At 62.1% G+C, this 18,356-nt stretch carries 14 protein-coding genes; 11 read left to right on the top strand and 3 right to left on the bottom strand.

Translation table 11 applies throughout. The features are described 5' to 3' along the window. Nucleotides 1-174: 174 nt before the first annotated feature. Nucleotides 175-1,110 carry a transaldolase gene (tal, locus tag HUS66_RS04680; protein WP_175069776.1) on the bottom strand — a complete coding sequence of 312 codons (936 nt, stop codon included), beginning with the start codon at nt 1,108-1,110 and terminating at the stop codon, nt 175-177. Between the two features lie 32 nt (nt 1,111-1,142). Further along, nucleotides 1,143-2,861: a methyl-accepting chemotaxis protein gene (locus tag HUS66_RS04675; protein WP_175069775.1), complete on the bottom strand. Its 1,719-nt coding sequence runs from the start codon at nt 2,859-2,861 to the stop codon at nt 1,143-1,145. Between the two features lie 274 nt (nt 2,862-3,135). Between HUS66_RS04675 and HUS66_RS04670 the strand changes: the two genes are divergently transcribed. The 5 genes from HUS66_RS04670 (at nt 3,136) to pstB (ending at nt 9,031) form a co-directional block, all read left to right on the top strand. Beyond that, complete coding sequence (locus HUS66_RS04670) at nt 3,136-4,323, top strand: Bcr/CflA family multidrug efflux MFS transporter (RefSeq protein ID WP_175069774.1); 1,188 nt, start codon at nt 3,136-3,138, stop codon at nt 4,321-4,323. A 269-nt stretch (nt 4,324-4,592) separates the two neighbouring features. Then, a complete protein-coding gene (locus HUS66_RS04665) occupies nt 4,593-5,606 on the top strand; it encodes a PstS family phosphate ABC transporter substrate-binding protein (RefSeq protein ID WP_175069773.1) in 1,014 nt (337 codons plus the stop codon). A 106-nt stretch (nt 5,607-5,712) separates the two neighbouring features. Continuing rightward, nucleotides 5,713-6,969, top strand: a complete 1,257-nt coding sequence (gene pstC / locus HUS66_RS04660) for a phosphate ABC transporter permease subunit PstC (protein ID WP_175069772.1) — start codon at nt 5,713-5,715, stop codon at nt 6,967-6,969. Between the two features lie 21 nt (nt 6,970-6,990). Further along, nucleotides 6,991-8,157, top strand: a complete 1,167-nt coding sequence (pstA, locus tag HUS66_RS04655; RefSeq protein WP_175069771.1) for a phosphate ABC transporter permease PstA — start codon at nt 6,991-6,993, stop codon at nt 8,155-8,157. 37 nt (nt 8,158-8,194) lie between these two features. Next, nucleotides 8,195-9,031: a phosphate ABC transporter ATP-binding protein PstB gene (pstB, locus tag HUS66_RS04650; RefSeq protein WP_425340070.1), complete on the top strand. Its 837-nt coding sequence runs from the start codon at nt 8,195-8,197 to the stop codon at nt 9,029-9,031. Nucleotides 9,032-9,183: 152 nt separating this feature from the next. Here pstB and HUS66_RS04645 read toward each other — a convergent pair whose 3' ends face one another. Beyond that, entirely contained in the window at nt 9,184-10,371 is a 1,188-nt protein-coding gene (locus HUS66_RS04645; protein WP_175069769.1) for an acetyl-CoA C-acyltransferase, read from the bottom strand. A 97-nt stretch (nt 10,372-10,468) separates the two neighbouring features. Here HUS66_RS04645 and HUS66_RS04640 point away from each other — a divergent pair, with 97 nt between their 5' ends. From HUS66_RS04640 to HUS66_RS04615, 6 genes are all read left to right on the top strand, one after another. Beyond that, nucleotides 10,469-11,056, top strand: coding sequence for a TetR/AcrR family transcriptional regulator (locus HUS66_RS04640; protein WP_175069768.1), 588 nt, complete (start codon nt 10,469-10,471; stop codon nt 11,054-11,056). A 350-nt stretch (nt 11,057-11,406) separates the two neighbouring features. Beyond that, entirely contained in the window at nt 11,407-13,065 is a 1,659-nt protein-coding gene (locus tag HUS66_RS04635; protein WP_175069767.1) for an AMP-binding protein, read from the top strand. A 62-nt stretch (nt 13,066-13,127) separates the two neighbouring features. Beyond that, nucleotides 13,128-13,886: an SDR family NAD(P)-dependent oxidoreductase gene (locus tag HUS66_RS04630; protein WP_175069766.1), complete on the top strand. Its 759-nt coding sequence runs from the start codon at nt 13,128-13,130 to the stop codon at nt 13,884-13,886. Between the two features lie 228 nt (nt 13,887-14,114). Next, nucleotides 14,115-15,932 carry an acyl-CoA dehydrogenase C-terminal domain-containing protein gene (locus HUS66_RS04625; protein ID WP_175069765.1) on the top strand — a complete coding sequence of 606 codons (1,818 nt, stop codon included), beginning with the start codon at nt 14,115-14,117 and terminating at the stop codon, nt 15,930-15,932. A gap of 203 nt (nt 15,933-16,135) precedes the next feature. Then, on the top strand, nt 16,136-16,753 hold the full coding sequence (locus HUS66_RS04620; protein ID WP_175069764.1) for a cell wall hydrolase: 618 nt from the start codon (nt 16,136-16,138) through the stop codon (nt 16,751-16,753). A 478-nt stretch (nt 16,754-17,231) separates the two neighbouring features. Next, nucleotides 17,232-18,308, top strand: coding sequence for an HTH domain-containing protein (locus HUS66_RS04615; RefSeq protein WP_175069763.1), 1,077 nt, complete (start codon nt 17,232-17,234; stop codon nt 18,306-18,308). The last annotated feature ends 48 nt before the right edge of the window (nt 18,309-18,356 follow it).

The following is an 18,356-nucleotide window of genomic DNA, read 5'->3' as shown; positions in this document are numbered from 1 at the left end:
CCATCCAAGAGCGGTCATTATAAGCCACGGCTGATGTAAAGCAGCCAAGTAAAACGCAGCCGATATAAGCAGCCGATATAAAGAGGGCCGGTCGATAGCGACCGGCCCTCTTTCATTGCGGCTTGCTTGAGACGAGATGGCCACAGCGACAAGACTATCTGGGTGGTGGCGCGGCTACTTACGCAGCTCGGCCAGCAGCGTCTCCAGCTTGCGCTGGTCTGCCATGAACTTGCGGATACCTTCAGCGAGCTTTTCGGTGGCCATGGCATCTTCGTTCATCGCCCAGCGAAAATCTCCCTCGTCCAGCATTTCCGGTCTGGCACTCTCGGCGTCGTCTGCACTTAGGCAGCGGGGCAGAGGGCCGTTGTCCTTGGAAAGCTCTTCGAGTAGCTTTGGCGATATGGTCAGGCGATCACAGCCGGCCAGGGCTTCGATCTCACCGGCGTTGCGAAAGCTCGCACCCATCACCACCGTCTTGTAGCCATGTCCCTTGTAATGCTGATAGATGGCCCGCACCGAGCGCACACCGGGATCCTTGGCGCCACTGAAGTCCGCTTCGGGCTCGCGGGCCTTGTGCCAGTCGAGGATGCGACCGACGAAGGGGGAAATCAGCGTCACGCCGGCATCGGCACAGGCCTGCGCCTGAGCGAAACTGAACAGCAGGGTCAGGTTGGTGCGAATGCCTTCACGTTCGAGCTGTTTGGCGGCGCGAATGCCTTCCCAGGTTGACGCGACCTTGATCAGAATGCGTTCGCGACCGACGCCACGGCGCTCGTAGCGTTCGATCAGCGAATGGGCGCGAGCCAGGGTGGCCTGGGTGTCGAAGGACAAGCGAGCGCTGACCTCGGTGGACACATAGCCTGGCACCAGGGCGCTGATCTCGCTGCCGATGTCGACCGCTACGGCGTCCAAAGCATCGTCGATATCGGTGCTCTGGCGAGCCAGCTCCGCCAGTCGGGTGCGGCGGCCCTCCTGTTGAGCGGCCTGCAGGATCAGCGAAGGATTGGTGGTGGCATCGGTAGGCTGGAAGCGGGCGATGGCGTCCAGGTCGCCAGTATCCGCGACCACCGTGGTCACGGCTTTAAGCTGTGTCAACTTGTCCTGTGTCATGGTCATCCTGAATGGTCGAGTGAGTCAGGCCTTCACTGTAGCAAGGCGGTGTCGCGCTGTGTATCTGCTCCTGACGCCTGGGGGGCTTCATCGGCGACGACTCGGGGAACCCAGTCGCGCTGGGTCTCGATATGCGCGGCCTCTGACTCCAGCCCAGCATGCGAAGATGGCGACTTTCCTTCGGCTTCCGTGCTCGATCTTGTCGTAAAGCGGGCGGCGAAACGGCGCATCTGCTCGGCCTCATCTTCAAGCGACATCGCTCCCTTAGAAGCCTGTTCGACCAGTTGGGCATTGTGTTGGGTGACGGTCTCCATCTGGTTCATGGCCTGGTTGAGCTGTTCGATGCCACGGTGCTGCTCGTCGGAGGCCTGGGCGATCTGCTCCATGAGACCGTTGACCTGACCGACCGCCGCGATGACGGTCTCCATCTCCTGGCTGGCTTCCGTCGACAGGGCATTGCCACGCTCGAGGCTCTGACGGGAGTCGTCGATCAGGCGACGCACGTCGTTGGCGGCATTGGCGCTGCGTGAGGCCAGCGAGCGTACTTCGCTTGCCACGACCGCGAAACCGCGGCCGTGATCGCCGGCCCGAGCGGCCTCCACCGAGGCATTCAGGGCCAGCAGGTTAGTTTGGAAAGCGATGTTGTCGATCAGAGCGATAATGTCGTGAATCTGCGTCGAGCGGTCATTGATCTCGCCCATGGTGTCGACGAAGTTGCTGATCACCTCGCCGCTGGCGCGGGCCTTGCTGCTCGCGTCGTCGGCGAATTTGGCCGCTTGACGAGAGTTGTCGGCGTTGTGCGCCACGGTGGCGGTCAGTTCGTCGAGGCTTGCCGCGGTCTGCTCGAGGGACGAGGCCTGTTGCTGGGTACGTGAGGACAGCTCCTGATTACCTTCGCTGGTGCGCTGGGCGCCGTCGAAAATGGTCTTGCTGCTCTCGCGCACCCGGCCGACCGTGTTCGCCAGTGACTGTTGCATGCGGGAAAGCTCGCTATAAAGCTGGCCGATCTCATTGCTGCCCTTGGTCTCGATGGGTTGGGAAAGATCCCCCGCTGCCATGTGGCGGAAGTGCGCGATGAGTCGGCGCAGCGGCCGGATGACGTTAACGGTGACGCCCCATACGGTCACTAGCACGAGCAGCAGCGTGATGGCCACGGCGCCGCCCATGGCGGTGTTCATCCAGGTGCCCATACGGTCGAACTGTGCGGCGAGGCCGTTGCCGCTCTCCTGCGAGGCTGCAAAGAAGGCGTCTGCGCTTTCCATAAAGGCCTTGCTCATATCGCTCACCCGGGACTGTCCGGAGTCATAGGCGCCGACGTCGTTTTCCTTGAGTACCATTAACTGCAGCGATAGGCCGGTATTGAGCAGCGATTGGAAGTGATTCTCGAGGGTGTCGATGGGTTCGGCCTGAGACGGTTGGGGAGGAATTGCCAGAAAATTCTGAAAGGCTTTTTCGGCCGAGCTCATCAGGCCTTCGGCGCGCTCGATGACCGGTCCGGGGCGGTCGAATGAAGGCTTGCGGATCAATTGGGCTGCCCGGTTCAACTCCACTCGGGCGCGCAAAATATCGACATAGGCATGGTTGAGGGCCTGAGCCTGTTCGACGTTGATCTGGTTGAGCGTGCCGAAGGCCTGGCGGCTGTAATGGTTGGCGAAGAGTCCGAGACCCGCGCTGACCAGTAGCATGAGCGTTAAGGCAATCAGTACCAATGAGCCACTGAGTTTGACCGTCATGTTGTCGAAGAGTCGCATGCTGCTGTCTGTCCCCTGCTGTGTGATGGGCCGCTAGGCCTCGGCTCCGTGTGCCCGGAACTCAAAGGAATGCTTGATGATAGCTCCCTGATTTATCAGCAAAGTATGACAGCCTGAGGTCATGAACCTGGTACGCCTGACACACGTCCGGGGATTGCACCTTGGCAACGGTATTGGCGGGGCAGGGCGGCAGTGTCGCGATGGATCGGTTATCCTTAGCCCGCTATTTTTTGGCTTTCCCTGTTTTTCGCTCACTTTTTCTCAGGAGCATCCTTTGACACTGAGTACCCGAAGAGTGGCCCTGCTGGTGGCTGCCAACACGGCGCTGGCACCCTTTGCCATTGATGCCTACCTGCCGGCTATGCCTGCGTTGGCCGAAGCCGTGGGAGCGAGCATTCATCACACCGAGCTGTCGATCAGCGTTTTTCTGTTCGGCTTCGCCATCGGCCAACTGACCGGCGGCCCCATGTCTGATCGTCTGGGGCGCAAGCCGGTACTGCTGACTGGCCTGTTCGTGTTCTGCCTGGCCAGCCTGGCCATCACTCAGGTGGGCTCGCTCGAAACGCTGTGGGTATGGCGCTTCATACAAGCACTGGGCGGTGGTGCCTGTGTGGTCAACTCGGCGGCTATCGTGCGCGACTGCTTCAGCGGTCGCGAAGCGGCCAAGGTGATGTCGACCATGGCCATGATCATGATGCTGGCGCCGTTGGCCGCCCCGGCCGTGGGCAGTGGCCTGCTGTACCTGGCTGACTGGTGGCTGATCTTCGTGTTCCTGGCGGTCTATGCCGCCTTCCTTGGCTGGCTGCTCGGCACGCGCTTGCCCGAAACGCGCTCGCCGGACCAGCCCACGGCGTCCTTTCGGCAAGTGCTTGGCAACTACGCCAGTGTTTTTCGCCACCGCGAGGCCATGGGATATATCTGTGCGGTGGCGATGGCCTTTGCCGGCATGTTCGCCTTCATCACCGCCTCGCCCTTTCTGTACATGGACTATTACGGCCTGTCGCCTGCCATGTATCCGGTGGTGTTCGGCGCCAATGTGGTGGTCATGGCATCGTCGAATCGGCTCAACATCCTTCTTCTGCGGTACCGCTCGCCTCAGCAGAATTTGCGCCTGGGGCTCGGGGTACAGTTGCTGGCGGCCATTAGTCTGGTGCTTGTCGTGGCCCTGGGGGAGGATTCGCTCTATACCGTGGTGCCGCTGATCATGCTGTTCATGGGGCAGGTCGGTCTGATTACGCCCAATGCCATGAGTTCGTTGCTGGAAAAGTTCAGCCATATGAGCGCCACTGCGACGGCACTGTTGGGCAGCATTCAATTTTCCTGCGGTGCCCTGGCTGGGGTGTTGGTCGGCGCCTTCGAGGTCGAGAGCCCCTGGCCGATGGTGCTGACCATGCTGGGTGTCTCGACCCTGGGTAACCTGGGCCTCAGGTTCTTGGTGGGAAGAAATACCAATACCCGGTGACATGATGTGAAGTGGACATGATGTGAAGTGGTAGGGGCATATCAGCGGCGATTCGGTGAGTGCGAGGGGGTGACGCGAGGTTCGAGAGGTGCTCTGCCAGGCAGGCGACAGGCGCTAGTACGAGGGTTAATGCTGCTGTGCAGCCTGGCGGTAGTGGGTGCGTTGGTCTAGCGTGTCGAAGATGTCTCGCATGTCACGAAGTTGTCATCTACTTGCGTCATCTTATGTGTCGCGAAGGTTGAACACCCTCATCGACAGGAGTTACCTGCATGAACCGTATTCTCAAGACCACCGCTATTGCTGCCGCCGTCATGGGCTTTGCGACTGCCGCTCAGGCTCGCGACCAAGTGCGCATCGTCGGCTCCAGCACCGTGTATCCGTTTGCCAGCTACGTTGCAGAAGAGTTCGGTGCCACTACCGATTACCCGACGCCTGTCATCGAGTCCACCGGTTCCGGCGGTGGTCTGCGTCTGTTCTGCAACGGTGTAGGTGATGATACCCCCGATATCACCAACGCCTCGCGTCGTATCAAGGTTTCCGAGTTCGAGCGCTGTGCAGAGAACGGCGTTACCGATATCACCGAGGCCATGGTCGGCTACGACGGCATTGCTTTTGCCCAGTCCAGCAAAAATGACGCGATGAACGTGACTCGCGAGCAGCTGTTCATGGCGCTGGCCGCCCAGGTGCCGGTCGATGGCGAACTGGTCGACAACCCCTACACCCAGTGGAACGAGATCGACTCGTCTCTGCCGGCTCGTGAAATTGCCGTCTACGGTCCGCCCACTACCTCTGGCACCCGCGATGCCTTCGAAGAGCTGGTGATGGAAGCCGCTTCTGAGGACATGGAAGCCTACGGTGGTGAGGCCTACACCGACATCCGCTCCGATGGCGCCTACATCGACGCCGGTGAAAACGACAACCTGATCGTTCAGCGCCTGTCCGAGAACACTGATGCCTTCGGTATCTTCGGCTACTCCTTCCTGGAAGAGAACGGCGACACCCTGATTGGCTCCAATATCGACGGTGTGGCACCGACTCCCGAGGCGATCGGCAGCGGCGAATACCCGGTGTCTCGCTCGCTGTTCTTCTACGTGAAGAACCAGCACGCTGACGATGTGCCGGCCATGTACGAGTACGCCGACCTGTTCATGAGCGAGAAGATGATCGGTGACATGGGCTACCTCAAGGGCATCGGCCTGATCCCGGCTCCGAAGGAGATGCGCGCCGAGCTTCGTGAGCAAGTGGCCAACCACAAGACTCTGGAACTGTCTGACATCAAGTGAACGACAACGTCGCCTGATGGTTGAATCGGCCGGCAGCGATGAGCTGCCGGCTTCTGTACGTTCCGGCAAGCTGGTTTTGCCGAGCCCCGTTGACTGAGAGCTTCCCATGCAGACTAACCAACTGATCCTGCTATTCAGCGGCGCCTTGCTGGTGTTGGGGCTGATAGCCTTCTTCATGGGCCGTGCCAAGGCCGCCAAGGTGCGTGCCAGTGGTACCGCGATGTATGCACAGCCCGACCAATATGCTTGGTTCGCGGCCCTTGCCACTGCCGGGCCGGCGGTGGCAGTGGGGGCCATTGGCGCCTTCGCCTTGTTGTTGATGGGGGCAGAGATCCCCACACCCTACCTGCTGGCCGCCAGCCTGGTCGTCGCCGCCGGCGGCATGATGGTGGCAATGATGCAGGTACGCCCTGATTTCCATGCGCGCAAGGCCATCGAGCGAACCATTCGCTTCGTGCTGGCCGGTGCGGCGATGATCTCGATCTTTACGACCTTCGGCATTCTGATCTCGATCATTTCCGAAGCGATTCGTTTTTTCCAGATGCAGAGTTTCTGGGATTTCATCACCGGTACCACATGGAACCCCGGTGCGAGCTTCTTGGCCGCTGCGGGTCGCGCCGAAGAGGGCGCCACGGCCGCTCAGTTCGGCTCGGTGCCCCTGTTTGCCGGTACCTTCATGATCACCCTGATCGCCATGCTGGTGGCTATCCCGATTGGTCTCATGTCGGCGATCTACATGTCCGAGTATGCACCTGCCAAGGTGCGCACCATTGCCAAGCCGGTGCTGGAAGTGCTGGCGGGTATCCCGACGGTGGTTTATGGCTTCTTCGCCGCGATTACCGTAGCGCCGCTGGTGGTGAGCCTCGCTGGCATGGTGGGGCTGGAGGCCTCCTTCAGCAACGCCCTGGCGCCGGGCATCGTGATGGGCATCATGATCATTCCCTTCATCTCATCACTTTCCGATGACGTCATCAATGCGGTCCCGGATAGCATGCGTCAGGGCTCGCTGGCGCTTGGCATGACCCGTGCCGAGACCATCAAAGATGTGGTGGTGCCGGCCGCCCTGCCGGGCATCATCTCAGCCTCGCTGCTGGCCGTGTCGCGGGCCATGGGCGAGACCATGATCGTGGTGATGGCGGCCGGCATGCGTCCCAACCTGACCGCCAACCCGCTGGAAGATATGACCACGGTGACGGTGCGCATCGTCGCGGCGTTGACCGGTGACCAGGAGTTCGCCAGCGCCGAAACGCTATCGGCCTTCGCCCTGGGTCTGGTGCTGTTCGTGGTGACTCTGACGTTGAACATGGTCTCGGTGATCATGATCCGTCGTTTCCGCGAAAAGTATCGCTCCAATAACCTGTGATCGATTGAGGCCAATCGGACAATGAGACAATCCTTCGACGATATCAGCGCTCAGCTCAAGGGCCGCCATCGCAAGTCCGCTCGACTGAAGTGGATGTCGATGGGCGCCCTTGGCCTGGCCGGGCTATTCCTGGTGTTCTTCTTTACCGACATGCTGATCAAGGGGCTGCCGGCGTTTCAGCAGGCCCAGATTCAGGTGCAGGTCGACTACAACGAGATGGCCCAGGAGATTCCCCCGGCGGCGGTCAATGAGGACGTGCGTCCCTTGGTCAGCCGCGGTTACCTGCGGCTGATCCCGGGGCGCATGGAAGACAATCCCGATCTGCTCGGCACCTCCCGGATGGAATGGGTGCTGGCCGATGGCCAGGTCGACCAATACCTGAAGGGCCATCACACCAACCTGAGCGCCAGCGAGCAGGCGGTGGTCGACCAGCTCGCCTCTGAGGGACGTGCCGAACTCAAGTTCAACACGAACTTCTTCACCCGCGGCGATTCCAAGATGCCAGAACTCGCCGGTATCGCCTCTGCCGCGATGGGGACGGTGATGACGTTGCTGGTGACGCTTGCCGTGGCCTTCCCGATCGGCGTGATGACGGCGGTCTATCTCGAGGAGTTCGCTCCTGACAACCGTTTCACTCAGATCATCGAAATCAATATCAACAACCTGGCAGCGATTCCCTCGATCCTGTTCGGTCTGCTGGGTCTGGCGATTTTTATCAACTTCTTCGGTGTGCCGCGCTCCTCGCCGCTGGTGGGCGGCCTGACGCTGGCGCTGATGACGTTGCCGGTGATCATCATCGCTACCCGTACGGCGCTGCGCAGCGTGCCGGAAGATATCCGTCATGCTGCCTTCGGGGTGGGCTGCTCGCGCTGGCAGGTGGTGCGTGACCATGTGCTGCCGGTCAGCATGCCGGGCATCATGACGGGCTCGATCATCGGTCTGGCTCAGGCCATGGGCGAGACGGCGCCGCTGATCATCGTCGGCATGGTGGCCTTCATTCCCGATGTCACGGCGACCTTTACCGAGGCTGCCACGGTGATGCCCGCGCAGATCTTTACCTGGGCCGGTGAGCCGGATCGCGCCTTCACCGAGAGGACCGCCGGCGGCATTCTGGTGTTGTTGACCATCTTGATCACTCTCAACGCAACGGCCGTGGTGTTGCGCAAGAAATTCGAACGTCGCTGGTAACCGACCGGCACTTGCAACAGGATACGTCACTATGGATATGAAAGTTGCCGACCGTGGAGTCACCATGTCAGGTCACGATACCGGCCAGCCGGTTACTCGCAACGAGCAGGCCCACCACGAGCTGAGCATTCGCGTACGCGATCTCAACCTCTGGTACGGCGAGACCCAGGCGCTGAAGAACATCAACGTCGATGTCTTCCAGAAGAACGTAACTGCCTTGATCGGCCCCTCGGGCTGCGGCAAGTCGACCTTCCTGCGCTGCCTGAATCGCATGAACGACTTGATCCCCAGCGTGCATCTCGAGGGGCTGATCGAGATGGATGGTCGCGATGTGAACGAGGCCAAGATGGACGAGGTCGCGCTGCGGCGTCGGGTTGGCATGGTCTTCCAGAAGCCCAACCCCTTTCCCAAGTCGATCTACGAGAACATCGCCTATGCCCCGCGCATGCACGATCTGGTGAGCCGCAAGGCCGACCAGGACGAGCTGGTGGAGAAGGCGCTGCGCGAGGCCGGCCTGTGGAACGAGGTCAAGGACAAGCTGCAACAGCCCGGCACCTCCCTGTCCGGTGGCCAGCAGCAGCGTCTTTGCATCGCCCGGGCAATCGCCGTGCAACCCGATGTGATCCTGATGGATGAGCCGACCTCAGCGCTGGACCCGATCTCCACGGCGACCATCGAGGACTTGATCGACAAGCTCAAGCAGGACTTCACCATCATCACCGTGACCCACAACATGCAGCAGGCGGCACGTGTGGCGGACTACACGGCTTTCTTCCACCTGGGGGAAATGGTCGAGTACAACGATACCAAGACGATGTTCGCCAACCCGCATACCAAGAAAGCCGAGGATTACATCACCGGCCGTTACGGCTAAGTCGCGGGCCCAATACGCACCGGGTACTGACACACGGTTCCTGAAGTATGAATCCTGAAACTGCCTAGCCCTGAAAGAGAAGAGGGGAAGCCAACCGGCTTCCCCTCTTTTACGTTGTAGCGCGCAGTGATCGAGCACTGCTTGGCTGGCGGCTAGTCGAGCAGCTCGACCGCCACGGCGGTGGCCTCACCACCACCGATGCACAAACTGGCGATGCCACGCTTGCCGCCGGTGACCCGCAGCGCATTGATCAGGGTGGCGATGATCCGCGAGCCGGTGGAGCCGATGGGGTGGCCTTGGGCACAGGCGCCGCCGAACACATTGACCTTGTTGTGAGGAATGTCCAACCCATCCATGGCCAGCAGGGTGACCACCGCGAAGGCTTCGTTGATCTCGAAGAGGTCGACGTCATCCACCGTCCAGTCGAGGCGCTTCATCAGCTTGCCGATCGCACCCACCGGGGCAATGGTGAACTCGCTGGGATGCTGGGAGTGAGTGCTGTGGCCGAGGATTCGGGCTAGCGGCCGGGCGCCGTGGGCTTTGGCGGCCTCGTGGCTGGCCAGCACCAGTGCCGAGGCGCCATCGGAGATCGAGCTGGCGTTGGCGGCGGTGATGGTACCGTCCTTGGCGAAGGCCGGCCGCAGGTCGCGAATCTTGTCGAGGTGCGCCTGGAAGGGCTGCTCATCGTGATCCACGATGCTGTCACCGCCACGACCGCTGACCGTGACCGGCGTCAACTCGGCGGCCAGGTGCCCGGCCTCGTGAGCGGTCATGGCGCGCTCCAGAGAGGCGATCGCGAAGTCATCCATGCGCTCGCGGCTATAGCCGCGCTGGTCGGCGATATTCTGCGCGAACACCCCCATCAGCTGCCCGGTCTCGGCATCCTCGAGGCCGTCCAAGAACATGTGATCCTTGAGCTCGCCATGGCCCAGCCGATAGCCACGACGGGCCTTGGTCAGCACGTGAGGGGCGTTGGACATCGACTCCATGCCGCCCGCCAGCACCAGCTCACCGCTGCCGGCGAGAATCAGGTCATGGGCCAGCATGGTGGCCTTCATGCCGGAGCCGCACAGCTTGTTGATTGTGGTGGCACCGATGGCATCCGGCACCCCGGCCTGGCGCATCGCCTGGCGCGCCGGTCCTTGCTTGACCCCGGCCGGTAGTACGCAGCCGAAGATGCCTTCGTCGACGGCGGCGGCATCGATGCCCGCACGGGACAGGGCGGCCTGGATAGCGGTAGCGCCGAGCTCAGGCGCAGTGAGGCTCGACAGGCTGCCCAGCATGCCGCCCATCGGCGTGCGGGTGGCGGCCAGGATCACGATCTCGTGGGAAGTGGACATGGTATGACTCCTTGGCGGTCGCGGGGCAGAGCCGTTGACCGCAGATGGGGGCTATGGTTTTCTCAAGGCTAACCAAGCAAGCGCTAGTGTAAATGCGATGAATGTAGTGAATAACTCGCCGCGGCGCCGGGAACTGATTCGCGTCGCCGCCCAACTGTTCGTTCAGGAAGGCTTCGATCGCACCACCGTGCGCATGCTGGCCCAGGAAATGGGCATTAAATCGGGCAGCCTCTTCCATCACTTCCGCGACAAGCAGGAAATCCTCTGTGCGGTCATCGAAGAGGGCACCCATAACGCCCTGTCCATCGCTCACGAGGCCCTTGCGCAGTGCGACGGAGGCGCCGAGGCCAGGTTGCATGCCATGGCGCGTGCGCACCTCGAGACCCTGCTCACCGACCGCAATGCCCATGTGGTGGCCCTCTACGAATGGCGGCGGCTGGACGAAGCCTCTCGTGACCACCTTGGCCACCTGCGCGATGCCTACGAACAGCTCTGGCAGGAGGTGATAGGCGACGCCCTGGAGGCCGGGCTGATCCGCGGTGACAAGTTTCTGGTCTCGCGTTTCGTGCTCGGCGCCCTGAACTGGACGGTGCGCTGGTATGACCCTGCCGGTGCCTACTCGCCGGACGCCCTGGCAAGCGAGCTGATCGGCATGCTTGGTGCGCCGGCGGCGACGCCCGCCTAACCCTTGCTGGCGGCTTGTCCTCTATCGCGGTCGATGGCGCTTGCCGCCGGCGCGGCGACTCCCTTTCCGATACCTCTGCGCTGCTCCCCGATTAGCCTAGCAGCGCGTTCTCACCGCTTTTAACTTTTCCTGTCTCATCGCGTTGGCCAGTCATGACGCTTGGCCATGTCATCGTCTTGGACGTGAGCGACAAGGGCATGCCAAGGCGCTTTGCGTGCGCGACTAAAGACGTTGTAGCAAGCGCTTGCTAGGTCTGTCCATGCTGCTAAGTTACTAGTTGACGTTAACGTTAACTAGATGATGTGGTAGCCAAGGTCGTCACAGGCCCAAGCCCCAGGAGAAGGCTCAATATGACAACACCGCCTCAGCCCTATCAGTCGCCCACTGATCGCTTCTCTTTCGATGACATGGTGGCTCGTCTCGATGACCATCGTGACGGCCATCTCAATGCCTATGAGGCCTGTTGTGGGCGCCAGCTGCGTGCCGGTCGCGGTGACGTAACGGCACTGGTGCATGAATCCTGCGATGGGCAGGTGTCGCGTTTGAGCTATGCCGAGCTAGATGCCCAGAGCGCTCGGCTGGCCGGCTGGTTTCAAGAACGCGGGCTGGGCGTCGGTGATCGCATCGCCAGCATGCTGCCGCGCACGCCGGCGCTGTTGATCACGGTACTGGCCACCTGGCGCATCGGCGCCGTGTATCAGCCGCTGTTCACCGCCTTCGGGCCGGATGCCGTCGACTACCGCCTGTCGCGGGCCGATACGCGATTGGTGATCACCGATCACGCCAATCGCGCCAAGTTCGATGGCCTGACCCAGTGTCCGGCGGTAATGTGCATGGAAGGCGCCGATGTCGAGCACCCAGAGGATCTCGACTGGCAGACGGCTATCGGCCATGCGCCGATGACCGCAACGCCGCCGCGCCTGAGCCGCGATGCGCCCTTCTTGCAGATGTTCACGTCCGGAACCGTCGGCAAGCCCAAGGGCGTGGCGGTGCCGCTGGCGGCGTTGCCGGCCTTTGCCAGCTACATGGAGCTGGCCATCGGGCTGCGCGACGATGATCGTTTCTGGAACATGGCCGACCCGGGCTGGGCCTATGGCCTGTATTACGCCATCACCGGCCCGTTGCTGCTGGGTGGCACCACCCATTTCTGCGAGGCGGGCTTTACGGCCGAGGGCGCACTTGCCTTCATGCAGCGCCATGGCATTACCAACTTCGCCGCCGCGCCGACCGCCTATCGGCTGATGAAAGCCTCGGGACTCTTCGATGATGCCCACCGCAACCTCTCACTGCGGGCCGCCAGCTCCGCTGGCGAGCCGCTGAACACCGAAGTGGTGAACTGGGTCGAAGGGGCGCTGGGTTGTGCGGTGATGGACCACTACGGCCAGACCGAGACCGGCATGACCTGCTGCAACCATCATGGCCTCGAGCACCCCAAGCATGTCGGCGCCATGGGGGTGCCGATGCCCGGTTATCGTTTGGTAATACTCGATGCCGAAAATCACGAGCAGCCAGCGGGGGAGCCGGGTGTGCTGGCCGTGGATATCGCCCATTCGCCAGCGCATTTCTTCCCAGGCTACACCTGGCAGGAAAAGCGACCCTTCGCTGATGGCTACTATCTGACCGGCGACGTGGTGGTAAAGGCCGAGGACGGCACCTTCCAGTTTGCCGGCCGCGACGATGACATCATCAGCACGGCCGGCTACCGGGTTGGCCCCACCGATGTCGAGAATACCGTGATGACGCATCCGGCGGTGGCCGAGAGTGCCGCCGTCGGCCAGCCCGACGAGATCCGTGGCGAAATCATCACTTCCTACGTCGTGCTGCGCGAAGGCTTCGAGGCCAGCGACGAACTGGCCGACGAGATTCGCCAGCGGGTGCGCGAGCGCCTGTCGACTCACGCTTTTCCGCGGATCATCACCTTCATCGACGAGTTGCCGAAGACACCCAGTGGCAAGATTCAGCGTTTCAAGCTGCGTGCCCAGGCAGCCGACGACGTTCGCACGTCTTAGGTTGTGTCTGAAAAGTCGACGAGCGCAGTACTTTCAGACATTGCCTAGACCGGAGAGAGACCATGCAAGTCAATGCAAAAACCTTCCTGATCACCGGCGCCGCCTCCGGACTCGGCGCTGCCACCGCCGAGCGGTTGGTCGCTGGCGGTGCCCGAGTGGTGCTCTGTGACCTCAACGGCGCAGTAGACGAACTGGCCGGCCGGCTCGGCGAGGCTGCCACGGCCTGTCGTGGCGATGTGACCCAGCAAGCGGATATCCAGGCCGCCGTCGATCTCGCCGTGAACGCGGGTGGCCTGCACGGGGTGGTGCACTGTGCTGGCGTGGTCAGCGTAGCCAAGCTGCTCGATCGTGAGGGCAACCCCGCAGACCTCGCCGGCTATACCCGCACCGTCGAGATCAACCTGATCGGTACCTTCAACGTCATGCGGCTGGCCGCCGCCGCCATGGCCGCCAACGCCCCGGGGGATGATGGTGAGCGGGGGGTGATCATTACCACCGCCTCGGTGGCGGCCTTCGACGGCCAGGTGGGCCAGGCCGCCTACAGTGCCTCCAAGGCCGGTGTGGCGGGCATGACCTTGCCGCTGGCCCGTGAGCTGTCGCGCCACGGCATCCGGGTGATGAGTATCGCCCCCGGGGTATTCGAGACCCCGATGATGAGCGGCATCCCCGAGGATGCGGTGGCGTCGCTGTCGGCCGCCGTGCCTTTCCCCAAGCGCCTGGGCAAGCCTGCTGAGTTTGCGAGCCTGGCCGAGCAGATCATCACCAACGTGATGCTCAACGGCGAGGTGATCCGCCTCGACGGAGGCATTCGCATGCAATGACCCGGCTACGCCGGGAGCTGTAAGCCATAAGCTCGAAGCTTGAAGAAAAACGCCCTCGTAGCAGTGCTACGGGGGCGTTTGCTATGGATCAGGCAAACTTATGCTGTTTGCCGGCTTGCCATTTTTTAAACGACCGCTTGACTACAGGCGGGTAGCTGGATAATTTCAAACACATGTTTTAATCCTTCGGCAGCGGCCGAGTGGATGATGCTTTCAGGAGTGTGCGAGATGCCCGACTACCAGGCCCCCCTGCGCGACTTGCGCTTCGTGATGGACGAGCTGCTGGACTTCCCCGGCCACTATTCACGGCTGCCGGGCGGCGATGACGCCACGCCGGATGTCGTCGGCGCGATTCTCGAGGAGGGCGCACGCTTCTCCCGCGAGGTGCTACTGCCGCTCAATCAGAGCGGTGACCGTGAGGGCTGCCTGCTGGAAGGCGGCGAGGTCAAGGCGCCCCGAGGCTTCAAGGAAGCCTACCGCCAGTACATCGAAGGGGGCTGGCCGGGCCTTGCCGCTGAGCCGGAATTCGGCGGCCAGGGCCTGCCGCACTCGCTGGGCATGGCGCTTTCCGAGATGACCTGTGCCACCAACCTGGCCTGGGGCATGTATCCGGGGCTTTCCCATGGCGCCGCCGATGCCCTGCGTCATCACGGCAGTGAGGAGCAGAAGGCCACCTACCTGACCAAGCTGGTCGAGGGTGTCTGGACCGGCACCATGTGCCTGACCGAACCTCACTGCGGCACCGACCTGGGCCTGATCAAGACCCGCGCGGTGCCGGCCGATGATGGCGGCTATGACATCAGCGGTACCAAGATCTTCATCTCGGCGGGCGAGCATGACCTGGCCGAAAACATCGTGCACCTGGTGCTCGCCAAGCTGCCTGACGCCCCAGAAGGCTCGAAGGGCATCTCGCTGTTCGTGGTGCCGAAGTACTTGCCAGAGGACCTGCCGGATGAAAACGGCAACCCGGGCGCGCGCAACGGCGTCTCCTGTGGGTCGCTGGAACACAAGATGGGCATCCACGGCAACGCCACCTGTGTGATGAACTTCGACGGTGCTCGAGGCTACCTGGTGGGCCGTCCCCACAAGGGGCTTGCCTGCATGTTCACGATGATGAACGTGGCCCGCATCGGCGTGGGTATTCAGGGCCTCGGGCTAATGGAGGCAAGCTTTCAGAACTCGCTGGCCTATGCCCGCGACCGTCTGCAGATGCGGGCGCTGTCTGGCGCGAAGGCACCGGCTAAGCCCGCCGATCCGATCATCGTGCACCCGGATGTGCGGCGCATGCTGCTGACCCAGAAGGCCTTTGCCGAAGGTGGGCGGATGCTGGTGATGTATACCGCCCAGCTGGTCGACCTGGTCGAGCACGGTCAAGATCCTGCCGAGCGCGAGCGGGCCGAGACCTTGCTTGGCCTTTTGACGCCGATCGTCAAGGCGTTCCTCACCGAGGTCGGCTTCGAGGCTACCAACGAGGGCGTGCAGGTGTTCGGCGGCCACGGCTTCATCCAGGAATGGGGCATGGAGCAGTTGGTGCGCGATGCGCGTATCACTCGTCTCTACGAGGGCACCACCGGTATCCAGGCCCTCGATCTGTTGGGCCGCAAGGTGCTGATGAGCCAGGGCGAGACCCTCAAGGTCTTCACCAAGGAAATTCACCAGTTCTGCAAGGCCGAAGCCGATAACCCGGCCCTTCAGGAATTCGTCGCACCCCTTGCCGGGCTCAATGCCGAATGGGGCGAGCTGACCATGGGCGTGGGCATGAAGGCGATGAACGATCGCGAAGAGGTCGGGGCCGCCAGCGTCGATTACCTGATGTACTCGGGCTACGTGACCCTTGCCTACCTGTTTGCCCGCGCCGCCAAACAGTCACAGCAGTCGCTTGGCGGCGAGGAAGACGCCTTCTACCAAGCCAAGCTCGATACCGCGCGCTTCTTCTATCAGCGCCTGCTGCCGCGCACCCGGGCTCATGCAGAAATGATCAAGGCCGGCGGCGCTTCGCTGATGGCGATCTCCGCCGAGGACTTCGGTCTCGGTTTCGAGATCTGATCTCCACGACAACGGTCTCTCTCGGTCAGGCGCTCTGACCACCTTCCACGGCGAACCTCGGTTCGCCGTTTTTTATGGGCGAGACATGCGGTGTCGGCTAGCCGATTTTGTGGATTATCCACATCGATAGTGCTGCTGGAGTATTATCGGTCGAGAAACCTTGTCGGCATGGCGCCGCGGTACTGCATTGAGGAGGTTCACCTATGTACCAGTTCGTTCTGGTGCTCGGCCTGGCGGTGCTGATGCTCGCAGACCCCGTGATGGCCGCGGAGAGTGCGCCGTTGACCCGAGAGCAGAAGTCGACGATCGCTCAGGATAAGGCGGAACTGATCGAGCAGAGCATCGTCGACGGTGGCAGCGAGTCGCGCCCCGATCCGGCCGTGGCCATCACTCGTCCCGGCGTTGCGGCGGTGGACCCCGCGGGTGCGTCGCCACTCGATGATGCGATTACCTGCCTTTCGCGTGCTGTCTATTGGGAAGCCAAGGGAGAAGGCACCGATGATATGGCCGCCGTGGCCAATGTGGTGATGAACCGGCTCGCGGATAGTCGCTTTCCGGACACCATTTGCGGCGTGGTCAAGCAAGGCGGCGAGCAGGGCTACTGCCAGTTTTCCTGGTGGTGCGATGGTCGCGGGGATGATGTCCAGGAGCCGCAGCGCTATGCGATCGTCAAGGAGGTCGCGCGCCAGGCACTCAATGGGCAGCTTTCGGATCACACCGGCGGAGCGATGTTTTTCCATCAGCGCACCATCTCTCCCTATTGGGCGGCGGAGTTCACCGAAACGGCCAGAGTCGGCGATTTCATCTTCTATAAGCCCTGATGCTTCCTGCCCTGGTTCGACAGGGCCTGGTTCGACAGGGCCTGGTTCTTCAAGGCCTAGTTCTTCAAGGCCTGTTTCTACGATCCTGGCCCTTCACGCCTTGAGGTAACCTACGCCAATTGACGGGCAGCCTCAGCCAAGCCCCTGCGCTGATATGATGCCGGCAGGTGGCTGCTGTTGATTTTTTTTTACGGCCATCCCTTCGTTTTTTGACACTTACTGCTAGTCTGTAAGCGTTCGCGCTCACGGAAGGCTAAGAGATCTGCGAGAGCACGCATCAAGGACGCCAAGGCTGAGGCTTACTGCATGATCCAAGAGCCGATACCTGTGTCGATATTGCTGGCCGCATTGTGTTGAGCAGGTTGTGCTGCCGAGTTTTGCTGCCAGTCAGTCCTTGCATCCGGCCTTGAGCCATTCATCGTTGAGCAACCTGCCGCGAAGATGACGCCTGTGCCAGCAACCCGAGGAGACCAACTACATGTCCCGTAAGACTCGCTTGCAGGATATTGTCCGTGTGATGCGCCGCCACGAGGGGCCGGTGAACGGCACGACCCTGGCCGAGACACAGGGTATCTCGCTGCGCACCCTGTATCAGGATATCGCCGTGCTGAAAGCGGTCGGTGTCGACATCGAGCATGTGCCCGGCACCGGCTATACGTTGGCGCCCGGCGTGCTGCTGCCGGCGCTGATGCTGACCGACGAGCAACTCGATGCGCTGGCGCTGGGGCTGGTGAAGGTCGAGGATGCGGCGGGCCCGCTGGCCGCCCCGGCCGCACAGCTGCGCGACAAGGTGGCCGATGCCTTGCCCGATGAGCAGGCAGAGCGCTTGACCGGCCTCAAACTGGCAGGCAGCGACCAAGGCGTCGTCGAACAGGATGCGGCCAGCCTAGTCTCCGAGGGACCCTGGGGTAGTGATCGCCGGGAAGAGGCGGCGACAGACGAGCTAATCTTCTATACCCACCCTTTGTCGCGGGGAAGCATCGTCCACTGGATGCTCGAGGAGCTCGGCGTCGCCTATCGCATGGTGGTGCTGGATTATGGCACTTCGATGAAGGCGCCGAATTATTTGGCCATCAACCCGATGGGCAAGGTGCCGGCGATTCGCCACGGCGACGTAGTGGTCACCGAGACCGCTGCCATTTGCGCCTACCTGGCCGATGCCTTCCCCCAAGCCGGATTAGCGCCACCATTGGCGCTGCGGGGCGACTACTACCGCTGGCTGTTCTTCGCGGCCGGGCCGCTGGAAACCGCCGTCTCTCTCAAAGGCCTGCTGGGTGTCTATCCGGACGAGCGTCAGCACATGCAGCTTGGCTGCGGCAGCCTTCAAGCGGTGCTCGATACCCTGGCAGGCGCTGTTGCGGGCAAGCGCTATATCGCCGGCGACGCCTTCAGTGCCGCGGATATCTATGTGGGGGCTCATCTCAGTTGGGGACTGCAGTTCGGCTCCATCCCCTGGCGCCCCGAGTTCGAGGCTTACTGTGCCGGCCTTAACGAGCGCCCAGCGCGCCAGCGCTGCGAGGCCTTTCTCCAGCAGGCCATGGCGCAGGGGGCCTGAGCCGGTAAAGGATATTCCCATGCGCCGGTATGGCATGGCAGGCTAGCG

This window comes from Onishia taeanensis (assembly GCF_013349955.1).
Lineage (GTDB): Bacteria > Pseudomonadota > Gammaproteobacteria > Pseudomonadales > Halomonadaceae > Onishia > Onishia taeanensis_B.
The sequence above is the reverse complement of the archived record's forward strand: the minus strand, read 5'-3'. Positions and strand labels throughout refer to the sequence as shown.

What these genes read in the sequence shown, in the direction of transcription:
- tal (WP_175069776.1), bottom strand. Translation starts at nt 1,110, where the DNA reads ATGACACAGGACAAGTTGACACAGCTTAAAGCCGTGACCACGGTGGTC.
- HUS66_RS04675 (WP_175069775.1), bottom strand. Translation starts at nt 2,861, where the DNA reads ATGCGACTCTTCGACAACATGACGGTCAAACTCAGTGGCTCATTGGTA.
- HUS66_RS04665 (WP_175069773.1), top strand. Translation starts at nt 4,593, where the DNA reads ATGAACCGTATTCTCAAGACCACCGCTATTGCTGCCGCCGTCATGGGC.
- pstC (WP_175069772.1), top strand. Translation starts at nt 5,713, where the DNA reads ATGCAGACTAACCAACTGATCCTGCTATTCAGCGGCGCCTTGCTGGTG.
- pstA (WP_175069771.1), top strand. Translation starts at nt 6,991, where the DNA reads ATGAGACAATCCTTCGACGATATCAGCGCTCAGCTCAAGGGCCGCCAT.
- pstB (WP_425340070.1), top strand. Translation starts at nt 8,195, where the DNA reads ATGAAAGTTGCCGACCGTGGAGTCACCATGTCAGGTCACGATACCGGC.
- HUS66_RS04645 (WP_175069769.1), bottom strand. Translation starts at nt 10,371, where the DNA reads ATGTCCACTTCCCACGAGATCGTGATCCTGGCCGCCACCCGCACGCCG.
- HUS66_RS04640 (WP_175069768.1), top strand. Translation starts at nt 10,469, where the DNA reads ATGAATGTAGTGAATAACTCGCCGCGGCGCCGGGAACTGATTCGCGTC.
- HUS66_RS04635 (WP_175069767.1), top strand. Translation starts at nt 11,407, where the DNA reads ATGACAACACCGCCTCAGCCCTATCAGTCGCCCACTGATCGCTTCTCT.
- HUS66_RS04630 (WP_175069766.1), top strand. Translation starts at nt 13,128, where the DNA reads ATGCAAGTCAATGCAAAAACCTTCCTGATCACCGGCGCCGCCTCCGGA.
- HUS66_RS04625 (WP_175069765.1), top strand. Translation starts at nt 14,115, where the DNA reads ATGCCCGACTACCAGGCCCCCCTGCGCGACTTGCGCTTCGTGATGGAC.
- HUS66_RS04620 (WP_175069764.1), top strand. Translation starts at nt 16,136, where the DNA reads ATGTACCAGTTCGTTCTGGTGCTCGGCCTGGCGGTGCTGATGCTCGCA.
- HUS66_RS04615 (WP_175069763.1), top strand. Translation starts at nt 17,232, where the DNA reads ATGTCCCGTAAGACTCGCTTGCAGGATATTGTCCGTGTGATGCGCCGC.